Annotated in this window: 20 protein-coding genes; 1 reads left to right on the top strand and 19 read right to left on the bottom strand. The window is 56.7% G+C overall.

What is annotated here, in order from left to right:
• Nucleotides 1–10 precede the first annotated feature (10 nt).
• The 7 genes from ETC00_RS11400 to ETC00_RS11370 all read right to left on the bottom strand — a co-directional run bounded on the left by ETC00_RS11400 (nucleotide 11) and on the right by ETC00_RS11370 (nucleotide 4647).
• Entirely contained in the window at nucleotides 11–361 is a 351-nt protein-coding gene (locus ETC00_RS11400) for a type II toxin-antitoxin system PemK/MazF family toxin (RefSeq protein WP_005830205.1), read from the bottom strand.
• A gap of 3 nt (nucleotides 362–364) precedes the next feature.
• Nucleotides 365–664 (bottom strand): CopG family ribbon-helix-helix protein, encoded by a 300-nt coding sequence (locus tag ETC00_RS11395; protein WP_171566177.1) that lies wholly within the window; start codon nucleotides 662–664, stop codon nucleotides 365–367.
• Nucleotides 665–835: 171 nt separating this feature from the next.
• Nucleotides 836–2041: an alanine racemase gene (alr, locus tag ETC00_RS11390; RefSeq protein WP_171566176.1), complete on the bottom strand. Its 1206-nt coding sequence runs from the start codon at nucleotides 2039–2041 to the stop codon at nucleotides 836–838.
• Between the two features lie 8 nt (nucleotides 2042–2049).
• Entirely contained in the window at nucleotides 2050–2490 is a 441-nt protein-coding gene (locus ETC00_RS11385) for a hypothetical protein (RefSeq protein WP_171566174.1), read from the bottom strand.
• Nucleotides 2491–2697: 207 nt separating this feature from the next.
• On the bottom strand, nucleotides 2698–3732 hold the full coding sequence (locus ETC00_RS11380; RefSeq protein ID WP_171566173.1) for a DUF4367 domain-containing protein: 1035 nt from the start codon (nucleotides 3730–3732) through the stop codon (nucleotides 2698–2700).
• 241 nt (nucleotides 3733–3973) lie between these two features.
• The gene (gene acpS, locus ETC00_RS11375) at nucleotides 3974–4360 is read right to left on the bottom strand and encodes a holo-ACP synthase (RefSeq protein ID WP_171566171.1); all 387 of its coding nucleotides are present in this window, start codon (nucleotides 4358–4360) and stop codon (nucleotides 3974–3976) included.
• 122 nt (nucleotides 4361–4482) lie between these two features.
• The gene (locus tag ETC00_RS11370; RefSeq protein WP_171566170.1) at nucleotides 4483–4647 is read right to left on the bottom strand and encodes a gamma-type small acid-soluble spore protein; all 165 of its coding nucleotides are present in this window, start codon (nucleotides 4645–4647) and stop codon (nucleotides 4483–4485) included.
• A gap of 227 nt (nucleotides 4648–4874) precedes the next feature.
• Between ETC00_RS11370 and ETC00_RS11365 the strand changes: the two genes are divergently transcribed.
• Complete coding sequence (locus ETC00_RS11365; RefSeq protein ID WP_171566169.1) at nucleotides 4875–5126, top strand: glutaredoxin family protein; 252 nt, start codon at nucleotides 4875–4877, stop codon at nucleotides 5124–5126.
• 473 nt (nucleotides 5127–5599) lie between these two features.
• On the opposite strand, the gene ETC00_RS11360 is transcribed toward ETC00_RS11365, so the two are convergent.
• The 12 genes from ETC00_RS11360 to ETC00_RS11305 all read right to left on the bottom strand — a co-directional run bounded on the left by ETC00_RS11360 (nucleotide 5600) and on the right by ETC00_RS11305 (nucleotide 17244).
• Complete coding sequence (locus ETC00_RS11360) at nucleotides 5600–5935, bottom strand: ArsR/SmtB family transcription factor (protein WP_171566167.1); 336 nt, start codon at nucleotides 5933–5935, stop codon at nucleotides 5600–5602.
• A 94-nt stretch (nucleotides 5936–6029) separates the two neighbouring features.
• Complete coding sequence (locus tag ETC00_RS11355; protein WP_171566166.1) at nucleotides 6030–7667, bottom strand: GMC family oxidoreductase; 1638 nt, start codon at nucleotides 7665–7667, stop codon at nucleotides 6030–6032.
• Nucleotides 7657–8256, bottom strand: coding sequence for a gluconate 2-dehydrogenase subunit 3 family protein (locus ETC00_RS11350; RefSeq protein WP_171566164.1), 600 nt, complete (start codon nucleotides 8254–8256; stop codon nucleotides 7657–7659). The genes ETC00_RS11355 and ETC00_RS11350 overlap by 11 nt, the downstream gene beginning before the upstream one ends.
• A 6-nt stretch (nucleotides 8257–8262) precedes the next feature.
• Nucleotides 8263–8655, bottom strand: a complete 393-nt coding sequence (locus ETC00_RS11345; protein ID WP_171566163.1) for a hypothetical protein — start codon at nucleotides 8653–8655, stop codon at nucleotides 8263–8265.
• Nucleotides 8656–8821: 166 nt separating this feature from the next.
• Nucleotides 8822–10114, bottom strand: a complete 1293-nt coding sequence (locus ETC00_RS11340) for an arsenic transporter (protein WP_171566162.1) — start codon at nucleotides 10112–10114, stop codon at nucleotides 8822–8824.
• A gap of 119 nt (nucleotides 10115–10233) precedes the next feature.
• Nucleotides 10234–10986 carry a phosphate ABC transporter ATP-binding protein PstB gene (pstB, locus tag ETC00_RS11335; RefSeq protein WP_171566160.1) on the bottom strand — a complete coding sequence of 251 codons (753 nt, stop codon included), beginning with the start codon at nucleotides 10984–10986 and terminating at the stop codon, nucleotides 10234–10236.
• A gap of 133 nt (nucleotides 10987–11119) precedes the next feature.
• Nucleotides 11120–11893, bottom strand: coding sequence for a phosphate ABC transporter ATP-binding protein PstB (pstB, locus tag ETC00_RS11330; protein ID WP_171566159.1), 774 nt, complete (start codon nucleotides 11891–11893; stop codon nucleotides 11120–11122).
• 16 nt (nucleotides 11894–11909) lie between these two features.
• Nucleotides 11910–12800 carry a phosphate ABC transporter permease PstA gene (gene pstA / locus ETC00_RS11325; RefSeq protein WP_171566158.1) on the bottom strand — a complete coding sequence of 297 codons (891 nt, stop codon included), beginning with the start codon at nucleotides 12798–12800 and terminating at the stop codon, nucleotides 11910–11912.
• Nucleotides 12797–13789: a phosphate ABC transporter permease subunit PstC gene (pstC, locus tag ETC00_RS11320; protein ID WP_249179188.1), complete on the bottom strand. Its 993-nt coding sequence runs from the start codon at nucleotides 13787–13789 to the stop codon at nucleotides 12797–12799. The genes pstA and pstC overlap by 4 nt, the downstream gene beginning before the upstream one ends.
• A gap of 103 nt (nucleotides 13790–13892) precedes the next feature.
• Nucleotides 13893–14807 (bottom strand): phosphate ABC transporter substrate-binding protein PstS family protein, encoded by a 915-nt coding sequence (locus ETC00_RS11315; RefSeq protein WP_171566156.1) that lies wholly within the window; start codon nucleotides 14805–14807, stop codon nucleotides 13893–13895.
• 181 nt (nucleotides 14808–14988) lie between these two features.
• Nucleotides 14989–15564 carry a GerMN domain-containing protein gene (locus ETC00_RS11310; RefSeq protein ID WP_171566155.1) on the bottom strand — a complete coding sequence of 192 codons (576 nt, stop codon included), beginning with the start codon at nucleotides 15562–15564 and terminating at the stop codon, nucleotides 14989–14991.
• Nucleotides 15565–15603: 39 nt separating this feature from the next.
• Complete coding sequence (locus ETC00_RS11305; RefSeq protein WP_171566153.1) at nucleotides 15604–17244, bottom strand: N-acetylmuramoyl-L-alanine amidase family protein; 1641 nt, start codon at nucleotides 17242–17244, stop codon at nucleotides 15604–15606.
• Between the last annotated feature and the right edge of the window lie 64 nt (nucleotides 17245–17308).

Here is a 17308-nt window from a genome sequence, read left to right as displayed (position 1 = left end):
AGGCAAACGATTAAAAGTCAATGAGTCCCAGGCTGATCTGCAGGGATTCATTGACGCGATCCATCATCTCGTCGTCCAGATGCGTTATCTTATCGGTCAGCCGTTGTTTGTCAATGGTTCGAATCTGTTCCAGCAGAATTACGGAGTCACGGTCAAATCCGTACGTTTTTGCGTCAATCTCTACATGCGTCGGCAGTTTAGCCTTCTGAATCTGCGCCGTAATGGCGGCGACGATGACCGTTGGACTAAAGCGATTGCCAATATCGTTTTGAATCACTAAAACAGGCCGTACGCCTCCCTGTTCAGAGCCAACGACCGGTGACAGGTCAGCGAAAAACACATCGCCACGTTTGACAATCACAAGTCACACCCCGCTAACTAAGCGGATAAGAGTATGGTCAGCCTCTTCCTCTGCGCCAAATGCCTCCGATGCCATTTTCAGATTGATTTTCGCCATTTCCATGTAACCTTTTTGCATGGTTTCGCGAATGACACGCTTTTTGCGCTCTTTCAAGTAAAGGTGCATCGCCTGGCGAATAAACTCGCTGCGATTGGATTTTTCTTTCTGAATAACGCCATCCACTTCCTGAAGCAGGTGATGTGGCAAGCTGATCATGATGCGTTTCGTGTTAGACTTAGACAAGACAAATCCACCTCCAACCATGACCGTAACATCCCGCAGACTCGTTCCACCGCGATCCAGTAGGAACAATACCATTATGTCGAACCATTTTCAAAAATATACCTGTCCGATCGCTGTTAGGCAAAAAAAAGCCTGTTTTGCGCTCTAGTTGTATTCGCGTTCCATCCGCAAATTCCTGCCTGATGTCGAGTGCTAGTTATTTACACTTTGTGACAGGGCACGCTGACCCGTCAGTAAATGGTACACGTCCACCACTTTGCCGTCCCGCAGATAGACGCGCGGGATGCGGTGATCAAGCATGCACGCGACCTCGTAATTAATCGTCCCCAAACAATCGGCCACTTCATCCAGCGAGATTTCCTCGTCCCCCTGTCTGCCGTACAGCACCACCTCATCACCTACCCGTGCCGTTCCGTGATCGATCCTGACCATGATCTGGTCCATGCAGACCCTGCCGACCACCGGCGCCCGACAGCCATTTACCAAAACCGATCCGCGATTGGACAGCAGCCGCGAAAACCCGTCGGCATACCCGATCGGCAGCGAGGCAATCTGCTCGCCCGGCTGCGCAGTGTACGTCGCCCCATAGCTGATCGTATAGGGCGGTTCGGTCATGTGCTTGAGATGGGCAATCCGGGTCTTCAGGGAAAGCGCAGGGACCAGCTGCACGCGAGCCTGCTGCTTCATGTAGGCGGATGGGTATAGTCCGTATAAACCTATGCCTAAACGGATCGTATCATACCCCCATTCGGGAAAGGCGATGGAGGCAGCGGTATTGGCGCAGTGAACGCGCGGCAAACGCCTGCCCGTCTCCCGCAAGGCACGCAAATACGACTGGAACCGCTCGTGCTGCTCGCAGACAAGCGTGACATCCGGTTCGTCGGCAGTAGCAAAATGCGTAAAAATGCCCGCCCAGCGGAGCAGGGGACTGTTTTCGAGCGCTTCCACCACGGCAAACAGCTCGTCTTTGGAGCGCACGCCAAGCCTGCCCATGCCCGTATCCACCTTGATGTGAATACCGACAGGCTTGGCCGACGCCTCCTGCAGCAAGCGATTCGCCTCCGTCATCCAATCGGCATGGTAGGCGGTCAGCTCCACCTCCCAACGGCTGGCGGTCACCACTGAATCCGTCGGCGTATAGCCGAGCACCAGGATGGGCGCGGTGATCCCCGCCTTCCTCAGCACGATCGCTTCGTCCAGCATTGCTACGGCGAGCGAGTTCGCCCCGCTGTCCAGCGCTTCCCTGCCGACGTGAAAGGCGCCGTGTCCGTAGCCGTCCGCCTTGACCACGGCCATGATGCCGGTGGAAGCCGGTATGTGGCGGCGGAACGCCTGCACATTGGCCCGAATCGCATCCAGATCCACTTCAACCCAGGTATCGCGGCAGTACGGTTTCATGTCGTTCGTTATCTCCTCTTTTGCAGCTTTTGATAGACAAACAGCCGTTCGTTGAGGTGGTTGAGGAACTGCCGAGACACCATCAACGAATGCCGCTTGCCGCCCAACTTGTACAAATGGCGGCCTTCAAAAATCGGCTCCACTTCCGACAGCGGATATCTCGTCTCCCGACCGCCCATGGAAACGATCAGATGCGTCTTGGTCAGCTTGTACGACGGCCGCAGCGTATACTTGTACACAAATGGCGCAAGGCAGACGACCGCGATCGCGATGGCAAAGGCAAGCACTTTGAAAGCCGGTGATTGTGTGTTGAAAAATTGAGACAACAAGAGCATCCCGACCACAAAGAATAGCGTCTCCATAATGCGCATTTTCATGTTTTTTCGCAGCAGCAGGTCTTTGTAGCCGGACTCTTCCTGGTACAAAATCTCATCGGACGTTTTTTTCATGGATGATGCTTCACCTCATCGCGTAGTTACTTCGACTTTATCGCTTTCTGACGCTGTATGTCAATTCGCTTGTCGCGGGCAGTATGTACTTTTCGTCCACCCCGCTGCTATTCCCGGCAACCCGCTGAAGTTCCCGGCACTGCAGTCGATGCGAAAGAGACAGCCCCATACACGACAAAAAAGGACGGCGAATGCCGTCCCGATTGATTATTTACCGCTCACGCCGTACGTGGATTGGGCCACCTTGACCATTTCCTCTTCCGGCAGGTCGCCGGTCAGCGTAAACTCCACGCCGTCCAGTTCCCAGCTCAGGTAGCGCTGATTGTCAGCATTTTGGATCAGCACCCCGATGGTGAAGCCCAGATCGACCGGAACCCCCTGCTCCGAGGACACCGATGTCGCCGTGGGGCGCGCTTCAATCAACTTGTAGTTGTACAAACCCTTGTACTCCAATACGACCGTCCGTTCACCGTCCCGGGTAACCGGCTCGATGTCGCCCTGCTTCACGCCTTCGGGGATGTAGGTGGGCACAATGACGCCGAACTGGCTGGATGGCGGTTTGCTTGTGTCGTTTGCCTGCGACAGCGTCGGCACCACCGGCAGCGAACTGGTGCTCATGTTGCGGTCTTTGTCAAACGCATCCTTGTCAAATTGCGGGTTGAACACAAAGTCGGTAAAGTTGATCGTAACCAGTGTATTCATATTGGAATCCATGATTTCCGCACGCGTCGGCTTCAGCTCCTCCGTCAGCCAGATCTTCTGCCTGGTCAGGGAGCGATTGCCGGAGTAATTGGCCTTGACTTCAAATACGTACTGCTTGTCGTCCATTTCCATCTTGCGTTCCGTGTCGTCAATGATGCTGCGGGCCAGCGTCTCGTACAGATAGAGCGGACCGTTGTTTTCCGGCCAGCCGCTCTGGAAGCGGAAGCTCTTGTTGAGATGCGGCGTCAGGACAAACACCCCTTCATTGTTGCGCAGGATGATCTGCGTAATGCCTCGCTGTTTGGACGTGAGCGCGACACGGTAGTTGGTCGGTTTTTCGTACCACACCGACACGTCGTACTCCATCGCCGTGGAGCCAGTCTGCATCGTCAGTACGGCCTGAGATTTGTAGCCGGCCATCTTGTCCAGCGTGCTGCTCAGGTCATCCACCACATCGTCCGGTGTTTTCTGACCGAAGCAGCCGCCGAGCAGCAGGGAAAAGACCAACAAGAAAACCAGTGGAAAAGCTGCCCGTTTCATTCAAAGAACTCCTCCTTGTCTGCTAATTTCGACAAAGAAGGGCACCCCTGTCTATTTCCTGGGAAATCTGTCAGTCTTTCGCCTCTTCCGCGCACATCGTGTCAATAATCCGTTCGGGTATCGGGGACGCGACATCGCCTTGATCGGCTGAAGACTTACCCTATCTGTTAGAGCAGGTAGTCCCTCCTGATCTACGCGATATAAATCTATGTCCATCCTCGTCCCGATATGCAGACAAGTTTTACAGTTCTTCCACTACAACCTGCGCCACGGCATAATCCCGGCTGTGGGAAATGCTGAGGTGAACCCGTACCCGCTCCGGTGTGAGTCCGACCCGCTCCAGCGCCTCCCTGCTGATGCGCAGGTCCGGCTTGCCTGTGTCTGAAGAGAAGATTTCCAGATCGTGAAAGCCTACCTGGCTGCCAATCCCGGTGCCGAGCGCCTTTGCCGCCGCTTCCTTGGCAGCAAACCGGCCGGCCAGATATTCCGCCCGCCGCGCCTTCTCCTTCCCGTCCAGCAGTGCTTTTTCCGCGTCCGTAAACAGGCGGTCAAGCGCTTTCGTACGCCGTTCGATCAGCGCCTGTACGCGTCCGATTTCCACAATGTCCGTGCCAATTCCCACGATCATACACAATCCCGCTCCCCATTCTTTGATTATGCAGTGACGATATCACCCCATTCTATTATTGGCAAGTGCTGCATCAAATCAAAAAACAAACCCCCGCAAAAAAGCGGGGGTGATTGTTCCTGTTATTCGGTAGGTTGCTGCGCTTGCTGAGCAGATTTCGCAGCGGATTGCTGGTTTTGACGGCGTACTTCCGATACGTTGGTTTCGCTTGCAAATTCGGTAGCGGTGTTTTGCGCAGCTTGTTGTTGCGCTTGGTTGGCACCTGCTTGTTTGTTTTGTTTCGGCATCGTCCATTCACCTCCTCCATGTCACTGAATATAATGTGCACCGCTAGCTATGTATCTATTCCACCTGATTTTTCCTCATCATGCAGCGAAACCACACGGGGACGGCTCAAGGGGCGGTGTCGGTTCGCTGTGGTTTTTGGGCATTCTAAGTGCCGATGGCGGCAGGAGTTCCCCTGTCCCGCCGCGAAGTATTCCCTTTCATTTGAGTACGAAAGGAGCAAACCCACATGGCTCGTACGGTCATTGTCTACACACAGCCTACCTGCGGCCCCTGCCAGGAGGAAAAATTATGGCTGACGCAGCAAAACATCCCGTTTGAGGACCGCGATATCCGCAAAAATGACGCCTATTTCCAGGAAGCGATCCAACTGGGAGCGAGCATGACGCCTGTTACCTTGATCGTAAACGAAGACGGCGAGCAAATCGTCGTTCACGGCTTTGACAAGGAGCAGTTAAAAAAAGCGTTGAATCTCTCTTGATTCAACGCTTCAGACTGAAGACAAACTGTACTTTTTCATTGAGGTTCCGCAAGGAAACAATCTTTCCATCGTTGTCAGGCCGAAAGGCCTGCACATTGATCAACCGAAGGTGGAGATAAAGTACGGGCATGGAGTGATGGGCCAAGCGAGCTCCTTTGACGACCGACTTAGCGGAAAAACGAAGACGCGGGAATCAACAGGGGACACAAGTCTCACTTCATCGAAATACCCAGATGTTTGTCCCCTGCCCGCGTCTCGTTTTGGAGCGGACATCATTCGCTTCTGTGCTGGGCGTCAAGCGAGCGAGCGGGCCCGATCTCCCATGCGCCGCAGACTTTGTCTACACGCTGAAGCGTGAATCTCTCTTGATTCAACGCTTTTTTCCTGATTAAAGAAATTTTATGCGTAAACATTATAAAGCCGCTTCCAATGCAGAAGCGGCTTCGCCAAATACTTTGGCGCACAGTCGTTTATTATGCGAGCGATTGCACACTCGCTTGTTTTTTCTCCTTGATGAGAGGCGACAGGTCCGGCAAGTGCGAAAGAATCTGCTTTACGGCAGGTGGGCACTCCGTGTTCAGGGAGTAAAACACCCAGGGACCCATGCGCTTCTCCTTCACCAACCCGTGTGTTTTCAATTTGGCCAAGTGCTGGGAAACAGATGGTTGGGATGTTTGCAAAATCTCCACGAGATCGCGTACACAGAAAGACTGTACCTGCAGGAGAGCCATGATCGTCAAGCGTGTTTTGTCGCCGAGAAGCTTGTAGATCTCAGACAAATACAGCACCTGAGTCAAATCCACATCCATAATACCCCACCTTTGCCTTGCATATCTGTTTATCAGTATACAATACACACATAAGGCAGGGAAGATATGATGTCGACAGTTCCGTGAACACCAATCAGACGTCTCTTGTCTTCATTGCTTCCACCAGGCGGTCCGCTGTCCGGGCGGCCAGCGCCATCACCGTGTTGGTCGGATTGGCGCCGCCTGAGGTGACAAACGTGGAAGCACCCGCGATGAACAAGTTGGGAATGTCGTGGGTTTGCCCGAATTCATTGACTACCGACGTCGACGGGTCCTTGCCCATCCGGCAGCCGCCCATCAGGTGGGCCGTGTCGTCGACGACGTGCTGCGGTGTGCCGCCCATCGCTTCAATCAGCCGTTTCATCTGCTCGATGGCGTGCGCGATCAGCTTTTTGTCGTTTTCACCGTAGGAAAAGGTCACTTTAGGAATCGGCAGACCGTACTCGTCCTTCTCGTCGCTCAACGTGACGGCGTTGTCGGGATTGGGAAGCACCTCTCCGACGAGCGTGATCCGGGCGTAGTAGTTGTAATCCAGCATCGTCTCCCGCAAGGCTTTTCCCCACAATAAGGTGCCGTCCATCCGTTCCGCCGCAACCCCACCGGCCATCGCCACCGGTCTGGCTCCATGGGCGCTGAGCGTGTACCCCCGGGCAAATCCCCGGTTCCGGTCCGTCTCGTAAAAATGCTGGGTCAACGCAAGCACAGGCGTCCCTTTGTACAGGCGCACTTCTTCCGGAAGCAGTCCGTACACGTCCTGACTGGAGTGGGTCATGATCGCCTTGCCCACCCACCCGCTGGAATTGGCCAGTCCGTCGGGAAAATGGGGCGTGGCAGAATTGAGCAGCAGGCGCGGCGTCTCCACGACATAGCCGGCGAGAATCACCACCCGGGCTGTCTGCTTGTAGGTGTCGTTGCCGTGTTGAAAGAGAACGCCGGTAACGCGCGTCCCATCGGTGAGAATCTGCGTCACCATGCAGTCGGACAGCACTTCCGCTCCCGCCTGGATCGCTTTCGGGATGTGGTGAATCAAGCCGCTGTACTTGGCGTTGGGCATGCAGCCCTGGTTGCAAAATCCACGGTTGATGCAGGGAGGCCGGCCGTCAAACGGCGCGGACAAAATGGCCAGCGGCGCGACGACGCTGTCGAAGCCCAATTTTGCGCACGCTTCGCGAAACAACTGGGAGTTGGCGCTGATCGGCTCCCGCACCGGAAACGGATACGGCCCGTTGAACGGCCCCCAGGGGAAGTAATCGGGACCGGACACGGCAATTTCCCGCTCGATCTTGTCGTAGTAGGGAGCCAGGTCCTGATAGCGGATCGGCCAGTCTTCGCCTACACCATCCACTGTCTTGGTCATGAAGTCGCTCTCGTGAAACCGCAGGAAAACCCCGGTAAAATGAACCGTGCCGCCCCCTACGCCCCTTCCCGAGTTGTTGTGCCCCAGCCGCAGCGGATTGTTCCCGTCGACCAGGCGGGTCTCCTGCCAGCCGAGGTTTTTCATCGCCAATTCGTCACTGGCAAAATCGGTCTGCGGATTCCAGAAGGGGCCGGCTTCGATCACGACGACGCGCAGCCCGGCCTTGGCCAGTTCGTATGCCAGCACGCCGCCTGCCGCCCCCGCCCCGACGATACAGACATCCGCCCCGTCCGCGTACCGGCGCTGATCCAGCCGCTTGGAACGATGCCCTTCATAATGGTCGATGTGATGCGTAACCCGGTCCTTATTCTCCATCCGCTTTCGCCTCCCAGGGATCCACCAGTCCTTTTTCCACGCGCACATAGCCGCGCGGATACGCCGGTCCTCCGTAGCCGATGTCCGACCAGACCAGGGGGTGAGAGTAATACGCCTCCACCGTGTCGCGGAGCAGCTTGGTGAAAAAGTCGACGGGGTTCAGCTGCGCCCAGGCGGTCGTAGCGGGAACCTGCCCGGCAGCCACCGCTTCCAGCACAGCCTGCTGCTCTTCCCGCTTCAAGCCGGGAAATTCCTCGCCGTACATCTCGCGGCTGGCCTCGTTGACTCCGGCCAAGCCCAGAAGGTACAACTGCTGTTTGGGCGGCACCCCCACTTTCCGCTGCGATTCACCGATCGGACTGGCGGCCGTTTCGTCCAGATGCTGGACCACGTACGTCAGCACCTCCAGCCGGTGGTCATCCACCAGCACGCTGACGATGGACTGCAGCAGTATCGCTTCCGTTTTGGTAAAAAAACGACAGGCCACTTGCGGAGTGCGCCGCTTGGCCACGATGTTCCGGGTGTGAGGGTCCCAGGCCTCGTGTTCCTCCCACACGTCATACGATGGGTAACGGCTCGTTTTCGCCATGCCGCCTCACCCCCAGTACAGGGCCAGCAGCCCCAGGGCCGAGATCGCTGTCATCAGCAGCGGCAGCATAATGGGCGGGCCAACCAAAAAGTTTTGGCTCTGGGAATACCCGCCTACGCGCTGTCCCACTCCCGCAGTATGCAGATAGGCTCCGTACAGACTGCCAACCAAGCCAATCCACATAAACAGGGCAAACAGCACGCGCAGCCACCCCGCATTGTAAAAAGCCAGGACGATGGCGGTCACGGCAAACAAAGGCCCTTCGATCACCGGCACCCACATCTCCCAGCGGCGAAAGTTTTGCCGGGCGTGGAACAGTGTCACCTGAACAGACAGCATCGCAAACGCAAGTCCCACAAACAAGAGCAGCACCCGCTCAAGGGGCCAGCCTTGCCACATTGGTCATCTCCTCCTAGGAATCACATGTTCATCACCAGTACTGTCCCTATTTTTTCCTCGATTTCCAGCGGCTATTCTCCCAATCGCGGCTCACTGCCCCAAAGACCCGAACCCAGCACAACAAAAAAAGGCCAGCCTGTCCACAGGCTGACCATGAGCGACCCGTTTATCCCGAAATAAGCAGCGTGAGATACAGGCCAGTCAACGTGAAAAACAATGTGGGCACGGTAAGGACGATCCCGGTGCGGAAATACTGGCCCCAGGTAATCGTCACACCCTTGCGCCCCAGTACGTGCAGCCAAAGCAGTGTCGCCAGCGAACCGATTGGCGTAATTTTGGGCCCCAGATCACAACCGATGACGTTGGCGTAGACGAGCGCTTCGCGAACCACCCCCGCAGTCGCCGTGCCCTGGACTGCCAACGCGTCAAACATCACCGTCGGCAAATTGTTCATCACCGAGGACAGCACTGCTGCAGTAAAGCCCGTCCCAACGGTCGCGTCAAACAGCCCGTGGACGGACAGCACATCCAGCCAGTCTCTCACCCAGTCGGTCAAGCGGGCGTTGTGCAGCCCCCAGACGACCACGTACATCCCGATGGAAAAAATCACGACCACCCACGGCGCCTCTTTCACAATCCGGCGCGGTTGAATCGCCGCGCTCTTTCTCGCTGCCAGGTAAAACGCTGCAGCCGCCCCGGCAATCAGCAGCGACACGGGAAGGTGCAGCCATTCACTAGCGAAAAAACCGGCCAAGAGAACGGCCAGAATCGGCCATGACAGGCGAAACAGCTCCTGATCCCGAATGGCCTCACGCGGCTCTTTCAGGTGGGTCAGGTCGCAGCTTCGGGGGATGCTGCGGCGAAAATACCAAAACAGCACCAGCAGGCTGGCCCCCACCGATACCAGCGTGGGCAGCAGCATCCTGCCCGCGTATGCGGCAAAGCCGATGCCGAAATAGTCGGCCGATACGATGTTGACCAGGTTGCTGACCACAAACGGCAAGGAGCTGGTGTCAGCGATAAAACCGCTGGCCATCACAAAAGCGAGCACCACCCGCCCGTCCAGCTGCAGGGCGCGCACCTGCGCAAGAACGATCGGCGTCAGGATCAGGGCCGTCCCGTCGTTGGTAAACAAGGCGGAAACGACCGTGCCCAACAGAATCACATAGACAAACATCTTCCGGCCGCTGCCTTTGGCCAATCGGACCATGTGCAGCGCCGCCCACTCAAAAAAGCCGATTTCATCCAGGATCAAGGATATGACGATGATGCCGACCAGGCTGATGGTGGCGTTCCACACGATGCCCGTCACTTCTCCGACGTCTGCCAGCGTGACCACCCCGCAGGCCAGTGCCAGCAGCGCGCCGCCGACAGCCGGATACCCGATCGACAGTCCGCGCGGCTGCCAGATGACTAGAGTCAAGGTAACTGCAAAAATGATGAATGCAAGCCAGACCACTGTTGTTTCTCCTCTCGCTCATCCCCCGCTGTGTCTGTTGTGTACGCGCGGCGGGACACATACATGAAAAAGAGCGAACCTCAAAAAGGCCGCTCTTCTTATATTACGATACTGTGGAGTTATCCGAAACGCCCCGTGATGTAATCTTCTGTCCGCTTGTCGTTCGGATGTTGGAAGATGACCGGAGTGGCGTCGTATTCCACCAGTTCTCCGTTGAGGAAAAACGCCGTCTTGTCGGAGATGCGGGCCGCCTGCTGCATGTTGTGGGTGACGATGACGATCGTGTAGGTACCCTTCAGCGTGAGCAGGAGCTCCTCGATCTTCGCCGTGGAGATCGGATCGAGCGCCGACGTCGGTTCGTCCATCAGCAAAATCTGCGGTTGGACCGCCAGCGCGCGGGCGATGCACAGCCGCTGCTGCTGACCGCCAGAGAGACCGTACGCCGGCTTTTTCAGCACGTCTTTTACCTCGTCCCAGAGCGCGGCTGCCCTCAGGCTGTTTTCCACGATCTCGTCCAGCGTGACGCGGTCCGTTATGCCGTGCAGACGCGGACCGTAGGCGATGTTGTCGTAAATGCTTTTCGGAAACGGGTTGGGCTGCTGAAACACCATCCCGATGTTTTTGCGCAGACGCTCCACGTCCACGTTGGGGCCATAGATGTCTTCGCCAAACACCTTGACCGTTCCCGTGATGCGCGTGTGCGGAACGTAGTCGTTCATGCGGTTCAGCGTCCGCAAAAACGTGGATTTTCCGCATCCCGACGGGCCGATCAGGGCCGTGATCGAGTGGGGTTCCACATCGAGATGGATATGATGAAGAGCTTGCTGTTTGCCGTAGTAGAGATTCAACTCACGAACCGAAATGACGCTCATGCGGTAATCGCTCCTTCGTTTCTCGTCTTCTCGATCGCGTCGCGGTGGACCACGAGGCCCTCCACCATGCAGTCAACCTGCGCGGCGAAGAGCTAGTCGCATTCAACATGCGGGCCATTCGACAGAGGGAGATTCAGCCGAAACGGCCGCTGATATAATCTTCCGTTTTCTTGTTTTGCGGCGCGGTGAAGATTTTCGACGTGTCGTTCATTTCCACCAGTTCTCCCATCAGGAAAAACGCCGTCTTGTCGGAGATGCGGGCAGCCTGGTGCAAATTGTGCGTCACGATCACAATAGTGTACTCTTCCTTCAAATCCAGCACCAGTTCTTCAATTTTCATCGTGGAAATCGGGTCCAGCGCGGAAGCCGGTTCGTCCAGCAGCAGAATCGTCGGCTGCATGGCGATCGCCCGGGCGATGCACAGCCGCTGCTGCTGGCCTCCGGAAAGGGAGAGCGCAGACTCGTGCAGCCGGTCTTTCACTTCATCCCAGAGCGCTGCCTTGCGCAGGCTTTTCTCCACCAGCTCGTCCAGATCCCGCTTGTCATGCACGCCGTGAAAACGGGGAGCGAACGCAATATTTTCGTAAATCGATTTGAAAAACGGATTGGCCCGCTGAAACACCATGCCGACCACCTGGCGCAGTCCTTCGATGGTGATCTTCTCGCTGTTCACCTCAATCCCGTCCACCACGATCGAACCGGTGACGCGGCAGCTGTCAACGAGGTCGTTCATCCTGTTCAGGCTGCGCAGGAGCGTTGATTTTCCGCAGCCTGATGGTCCGATAAACGCCGTGACCGCATTGCGTTCAATGTCCATGTTGATATTGGAAACGGCGCGTTTTTCGCCGTAGTACACAGAGACGTTGCGCATTTGAATGATCGTATCAACCGCTGTACCTGTTTGCATGGCGTTTATCCCTCCCCTAATTCGTTCCCGAAGTCATTTTCTTGTACAGCCAGCTGCCAAACCAACGGGCACCGAGATTGAACACGAGCACAGCCAGGACGAGAATGGCAGCCGCCCCGTCGGCGACGTCCCGGGCATCGGGGGTCAGCCCTTCGCTGTTTACTTTCCAAATGTGCACGGCAAGTGTTTCAGCCGGGCGGAACGGATTGAGCGGAGACGTCGGGCTGAACAGGGAAAAATCGGTGAAATTCAAGGTGGGAGACGACATTCCGGCGGTAAACAGCAGCGCCGCCGCTTCCCCGAAAACCCTGCCGGAAGCCAGAATCGCGCCGGTAATTATGCCCGGCAGCGCCGCCGGCAGAATGACGGAAACAATCGTCCGCCACTTGGTAATCCCCAGCGCCAGACTGGCCTCCTTTTGGCTGCGGGGGACGTTTCGCAGGGCATCCTCGGTAATCCGCACCAGCAGGGGGAGGTTAAACACGGTCAGGGCCAAGGCGCCGGACAGCAGGGAATATCCCCATCCAGTCATGTTGACGAACACCAGCAGCCCAAACAGGCCGACGATGATGGATGGAAGGGAAGACAACACTTCGATGCTCAACCGGATAAACTGGGTAAACCGATTATCGGGAGCGTATTCAGCCATGTAGATGCCGGCCCCGATTCCCAGCGGCAGGGCAATCAGCATGGTCAGCACCAGCAGGTAGATGGAGTTGAACAACTGCGGCCCTACTCCCCCGCCTGCATTGACAATGTCGGGCGGAGAGGTGAGAAAGTCGAACGTTAGCTTGTGCCATCCCTGCGAGAGGATGAAGCCAAGCAGCCCCATCAGTGTGCCGATGATCAACAGCGCAATCAGTGTAAGAACAACCGTGGCCGCGCGATCAATAACTTTTGCTCTCATTTGGTCACCATCTTCCTTCTGCCGAGAATGCGCAAGACCATGATGAAGACAAACGACATCAGCAGAAGCAGGAGCGCCATGGACCACAGGGCGTTGTTGTAGGGCGTCCCCTGGATCGTGTTACCCATATTCAGCGTAATCGCGCTGGTCAGGGTGCTGATCGGATCGAGCAGGCCGCCCGGCAGCCTGGTGGTGTTGCCAATCACCATCTGCACAGCCAGCGCCTCCCCGAACGCACGGGCCATCCCCAACACGACAGCGGTCAGGCACCCCGGCAGCGCAGAATGAAGCACCACATTCCAAATCGTCTGCCAACGGGTCGCTCCCAGCGCGAGCGAGGCGTTGCGCAAATCCTGCGGCACAGCCTCAATGGCGTCCATCGCCACACTGGTAATCGTCGGCAGAATCATCAGGGCCAACACGAGCCCCCCAGCCAACAGGCTGAACCCCAAAACGTCAAACTGCTCGCGGATAAACGGCACCAGCAAGGTAAGACCAACGTAGCCGTACACGACCGACGGAATGCCCACCAGCAGTTCGATGACCGGCTTGAGCACTTTTTTTCCGAACCCCGGGAACATTTCCGTCATGAAAATGGCTGCGCCAATGCCCAACGGGGCCGCAATGAGAGCAGCCAGCAGGGTGACGAGAGACGAGCCGAGAATAAACGGCAGCACGCCGTATACAGCCGGTTCACCTTCCGGGTCCCATTTTACCCCGATCAAAAACTCGCCCAGGCTCACCCCGTTGACCAGGAACGTCGACAACCCTTTGGAGGCGATAAAATACGTGATGGACAGCACGACAACCACCAGCACACCGGCGCACGCCATGGCGATAAAACGGCCAGTAACGTTCTCTGTAAACTGACGCTTGTTGTACGTAAGCAGCTTGCGATCGATCGCGGACGTCCGTTCCCCGACTTCCGACGTGCGGTCTGCGCTGATGCGGTTGTTTACGATGATTGACCCTTCCGAACGATGGCTCATACTCTCCCTCCATATGAATCAACGAACATATAAATCAGCGACACACGCAAAATGAGGGGCAAGTGCCCCCCCACCCCTCATTCTGCTGCCGATTGTCTGTCCATTATTTTTGGGTTACATTGCCTTGGGCGTCGCGCTCCACCTTCATGTCGGTGATGGGCAGGAAGCCCAGGTCCGTGACGGTTTTCTTCTGTACCTCATCGCTCAGAATGAAGTCGAGAAACGCTTTTGCCGTGCCGGTCGGTTCCCCTTTGGTGTACATGTGTTCATACGCCCATACCGGATACTTGTTCGCGGCGATGTTTTCCGCAGAGGCTTCCACGCCGTCCAGTTTCAGCGCTTTTAGCGAATCGTCGATGTAGGAAAGCGCCAGGTAGCCGATGGCACCCGGAGTTTCGGCTACGATTTTGCGGACAGTGCCGGAGGAGTCCTCGGTGATGCCTTCTGCTTCGTCATGGCCGTCCAGCGCGAATTTGTGGAAGGTGGCGCGAGTGCCGGAGCTCTTCGGACGGTTGACCAGCGTTACTTTCAGATCTGGGCCGCCTACTTCCTTCCAGTTGGTGATTTTGCCGGTGAAAATGTCAATCAACTGCTGCTTGGTCAGATTGTCAACCGTGACTTTCGGGCTTACCACCGCTGCCATCCCGACTACCGCCACTTTATGGTCAACCAGTTCGTTGGCCGGAATGCCTTGTTTCTCCTCGGCGAAGATGTCGGAGTTGCCGATGGTGGCTGCCCCGCTGGCAACCTGGCTCAAACCGGTGCCGCTGCCGCCGCCCTGCACCTGAATTTGCACGCCCGGATTCTTGGCCGTGAAGTCTTTGGCAGCTTGTTCGACGAGCGGCTGCAGCGCGGTGGAACCTACTGCGGTTACCGGCTCGCCGGATACGGAAGATCCGTTGTTTTGCGTTTTGCCTTGTTGTTCCGGTTGTGCCGGAGCCGCGTTGTTGCTTCCGCATCCCGCCAGAAGCGCCCCTGCCACGGTCAGCACCATAAGCAATTTGCCGAGCTTTTTCATCTGATGAAAATCCTCCTTAATCATCGGTTTGGATTGTTTCTCTTTCCATGAACAAACTATATCGCTCGAATGTTGCTGAATTGTGGTGCCATTGTAAAGCTTTCATAAAGTTTGCCGATTCGCCCATGCCCCTTCCATAACAAAAAAACGACATGTCCGATATTGGACATGTCGTTTTTCATTATTGGCTGTCTCTTGTCAACGGTTCCGTGATGTCAACGTGCCCCATCAGGGACTCGGTCGGCTTGCCGTCTTCCAGAATCACGATTTGCTTCACTTCGTCGAACTGGAAGAGCGTCTGCTTCAACGCATCAATGGCCAAGGCTTCGCCGCTGGAACCGAGGTTGTACACATTCTTGCTGTCAGCGTCAATGGTCAGTGTGCCCTTGTCAAACGTGACAGAGTGATAACGGAAATCCTTCCACAGCGGGCTGTGTCCCGCCTGCTTCGGTTTTTCCAACAGGGCGATCGCTTTTTTGTACTTGTCGAGGTCATCGGCATACGCGATCTCCTGCTCTTCCTTTTTCAGGTCCGTCAGGTTGTCGTCCGTGTAGTATACGGCGATTGTCTGCTTGGTGAGCTGCGGCTGCTCCGGCTGTTCAGCCTGAGGTTGCCCCGGCTGTTCAGCCTGCTGTTGCTGCGCAGGTGCGCCCGTCTGCTGGCCGGATGGCTGCGGCTCGGGCTTCGCCCCCTGTCCGCATCCTGCCATAAGCAGCACGAGAGCAGCAGCGAGTCCGATCAAACTGCGTCGTTTCATCGGGAACCCCCCTTCTGGTCATGTCGCCTGACTTGCCGCTTACCGGTACGTGAGATAGTACTCGCGAATGGCGGCGGCAAGCGCTTTGGCTACTTTGTCCTGAAACGCCGGCGACGTGAGTTGGGCGTTTTCCGTCGGATTGGAGAGGAAGCCCGTCTCCGTCAGCACGGCCGGCATTTTCGTGTTTTTAATGACGTAAAACGCCGTTTGCTTCACGCCACGGTCGGCAAATTTCGTCGCCCCCTGCAGGTGGCGGTGCACAATCCGGGCAAGGGCCTCGCTGTTGGCGTTGTAGTAGAACGTCTCGGTTCCCCCTGCGGTCGGCTTCGTGAACGAGTTGGCGTGAATCGAGATGAACAAATCCGCATTGCGGCTGTTGGCGAACTCCACGCGCTCTGCCAGGGTCAGATAGACGTCTGTGGTGCGCGTCATCTCCACCTGAAACTCGGGGTACTGCTTCAACTCTGCCGCCAGTTTTTTTGACACGGCCAGGGTAAAGTCTTTTTCCACATTTCCGGCTGTGCCGCTGGCCCCATTGTCGTGGCCCCCGTGCCCCGCGTCGACGACAATCAAAAAGCCTGTCTTGCCGGGAGCAGTCGCAGCAGGCGCCAGTTTGACGGCAATCCCGTCGTTAGTATACTCCAAATTATACTGACTCTTCTGGTTCAGCTCAATGACGACCCGAACCGTCTTTGGCGAAGAACTGTACTGGCTGTAGCGGATATTGGCAATCAACGTGTCGTCTTCAGGCTTGTCCGACGGCGACATCTGATTCGCCTCTTCCGTTTGATCCGGCTGATTCTGCCCATCTGTCTCTTCGACCTCGTCGGCCTTCTGGCTGCCCAGTTTGGCCACCAGGTCGTCGTCCAGCTCGGTCTGCGGCAGATCCAGCACGATGCGGTGCGGTCCCTCCAGGACGAACGTTTCAGGGGTTACTGGCAGCGTGGTGTCGATCCAGACGCTGTCCCCTTCTGCAGCAACACCGGTAAAGCGGCTGAGCCGTTTAATCTCGACGCGGTTGTCCCGTTTGTCCCACGTCATGCGGCCGCCCAATTCCTCTTCCAACCGATCCAGGGGCACGACCTGCTGATCGTCGATGGTGATGGCCTCGGCCGGGTGCTTCCAGGCGAAATCCTTCCATCCCACTTGTTCGGCCACCGCCTGTGCGGAGACGTACAGCGAGTCGCCCATCCGGTAGAAGTCCAGCGACTTGGACGGACTTTTGCCGTTGATCAGCACGGCTGGCGTCTCGTTGGCGATTACCGTGCGGGTGGACGCGTTCCATCCCACCGTGACACCGAGCGATTCAGCGACAAACCGGATCGGCAAAAGCATCCGCTGCTGGCGCACGACCGGCGGAGTGTCCAGCTTCACCTGTTTCCCGTTGACCTTGGCTGCCGTGGAATCAAGCGTGAGCACCAGATTATGTACGCCGCGCTTGATGGTGGCTGTCCGCGCGGCCTCATCCCACTTCACATCGGCGCCCAAGCCTTCGGCGATCACACGGATCGGCACCAGCGTGCGGCCGTTTTGGATAAGCGGCGGCACGTCAGGCTTGACAGCTTGTCCATCGATCATCAGGTTCACCGGTTCTTCCTTGGCGCTGCCAGCTGCCGCAGCCCACCCGGGGATGAGCAGCAGGACCAGCAGAACAAAAAATAGTAACGATCGTCTCTTCATCCTGACCTCCTCCGTTGGTATTTCTTGTTTTGGCATAAACTACCGAGCGGGATGCGCCATAGTA

The organism is Brevibacillus sp. MCWH (assembly GCF_013096935.1).
GTDB classification, from domain to species: domain Bacteria; phylum Bacillota; class Bacilli; order Brevibacillales; family Brevibacillaceae; genus Brevibacillus; species Brevibacillus aydinogluensis.
The sequence above is the reverse complement of the archived record's forward strand: the minus strand, read 5'-3'. Positions and strand labels throughout refer to the sequence as shown.

Coding starts and splice junctions, on each gene's coding strand:
- alr (WP_171566176.1), bottom strand. CDS start 2,041: ATGAAACCGTACTGCCGCGATACCTGGGTTGAAGTGGATCTGGATGCG.
- pstC (WP_249179188.1), bottom strand. CDS start 13,789: ATGAGCCATCGTTCGGAAGGGTCAATCATCGTAAACAACCGCATCAGC.
- ETC00_RS11385 (WP_171566174.1), bottom strand. CDS start 2,490: ATGAAAAAAACGTCCGATGAGATTTTGTACCAGGAAGAGTCCGGCTAC.
- ETC00_RS11305 (WP_171566153.1), bottom strand. CDS start 17,244: ATGAAGAGACGATCGTTACTATTTTTTGTTCTGCTGGTCCTGCTGCTC.
- acpS (WP_171566171.1), bottom strand. CDS start 4,360: ATGATCGTGGGAATTGGCACGGACATTGTGGAAATCGGACGCGTACAG.
- pstB (WP_171566159.1), bottom strand. CDS start 11,893: ATGCAAACAGGTACAGCGGTTGATACGATCATTCAAATGCGCAACGTC.
- pstB (WP_171566160.1), bottom strand. CDS start 10,986: ATGAGCGTCATTTCGGTTCGTGAGTTGAATCTCTACTACGGCAAACAG.
- pstA (WP_171566158.1), bottom strand. CDS start 12,800: ATGAGAGCAAAAGTTATTGATCGCGCGGCCACGGTTGTTCTTACACTG.
- ETC00_RS11310 (WP_171566155.1), bottom strand. CDS start 15,564: ATGAAACGACGCAGTTTGATCGGACTCGCTGCTGCTCTCGTGCTGCTT.
- ETC00_RS11355 (WP_171566166.1), bottom strand. CDS start 7,667: ATGGAGAATAAGGACCGGGTTACGCATCACATCGACCATTATGAAGGG.
- ETC00_RS11345 (WP_171566163.1), bottom strand. CDS start 8,655: ATGTGGCAAGGCTGGCCCCTTGAGCGGGTGCTGCTCTTGTTTGTGGGA.
- ETC00_RS11380 (WP_171566173.1), bottom strand. CDS start 3,732: ATGAAACGGGCAGCTTTTCCACTGGTTTTCTTGTTGGTCTTTTCCCTG.
- ETC00_RS11365 (WP_171566169.1), top strand. CDS start 4,875: ATGGCTCGTACGGTCATTGTCTACACACAGCCTACCTGCGGCCCCTGC.
- ETC00_RS11350 (WP_171566164.1), bottom strand. CDS start 8,256: ATGGCGAAAACGAGCCGTTACCCATCGTATGACGTGTGGGAGGAACAC.
- ETC00_RS11360 (WP_171566167.1), bottom strand. CDS start 5,935: ATGGATGTGGATTTGACTCAGGTGCTGTATTTGTCTGAGATCTACAAG.
- ETC00_RS11315 (WP_171566156.1), bottom strand. CDS start 14,807: ATGAAAAAGCTCGGCAAATTGCTTATGGTGCTGACCGTGGCAGGGGCG.
- ETC00_RS11370 (WP_171566170.1), bottom strand. CDS start 4,647: ATGCCGAAACAAAACAAACAAGCAGGTGCCAACCAAGCGCAACAACAA.
- ETC00_RS11395 (WP_171566177.1), bottom strand. CDS start 664: ATGGTTGGAGGTGGATTTGTCTTGTCTAAGTCTAACACGAAACGCATC.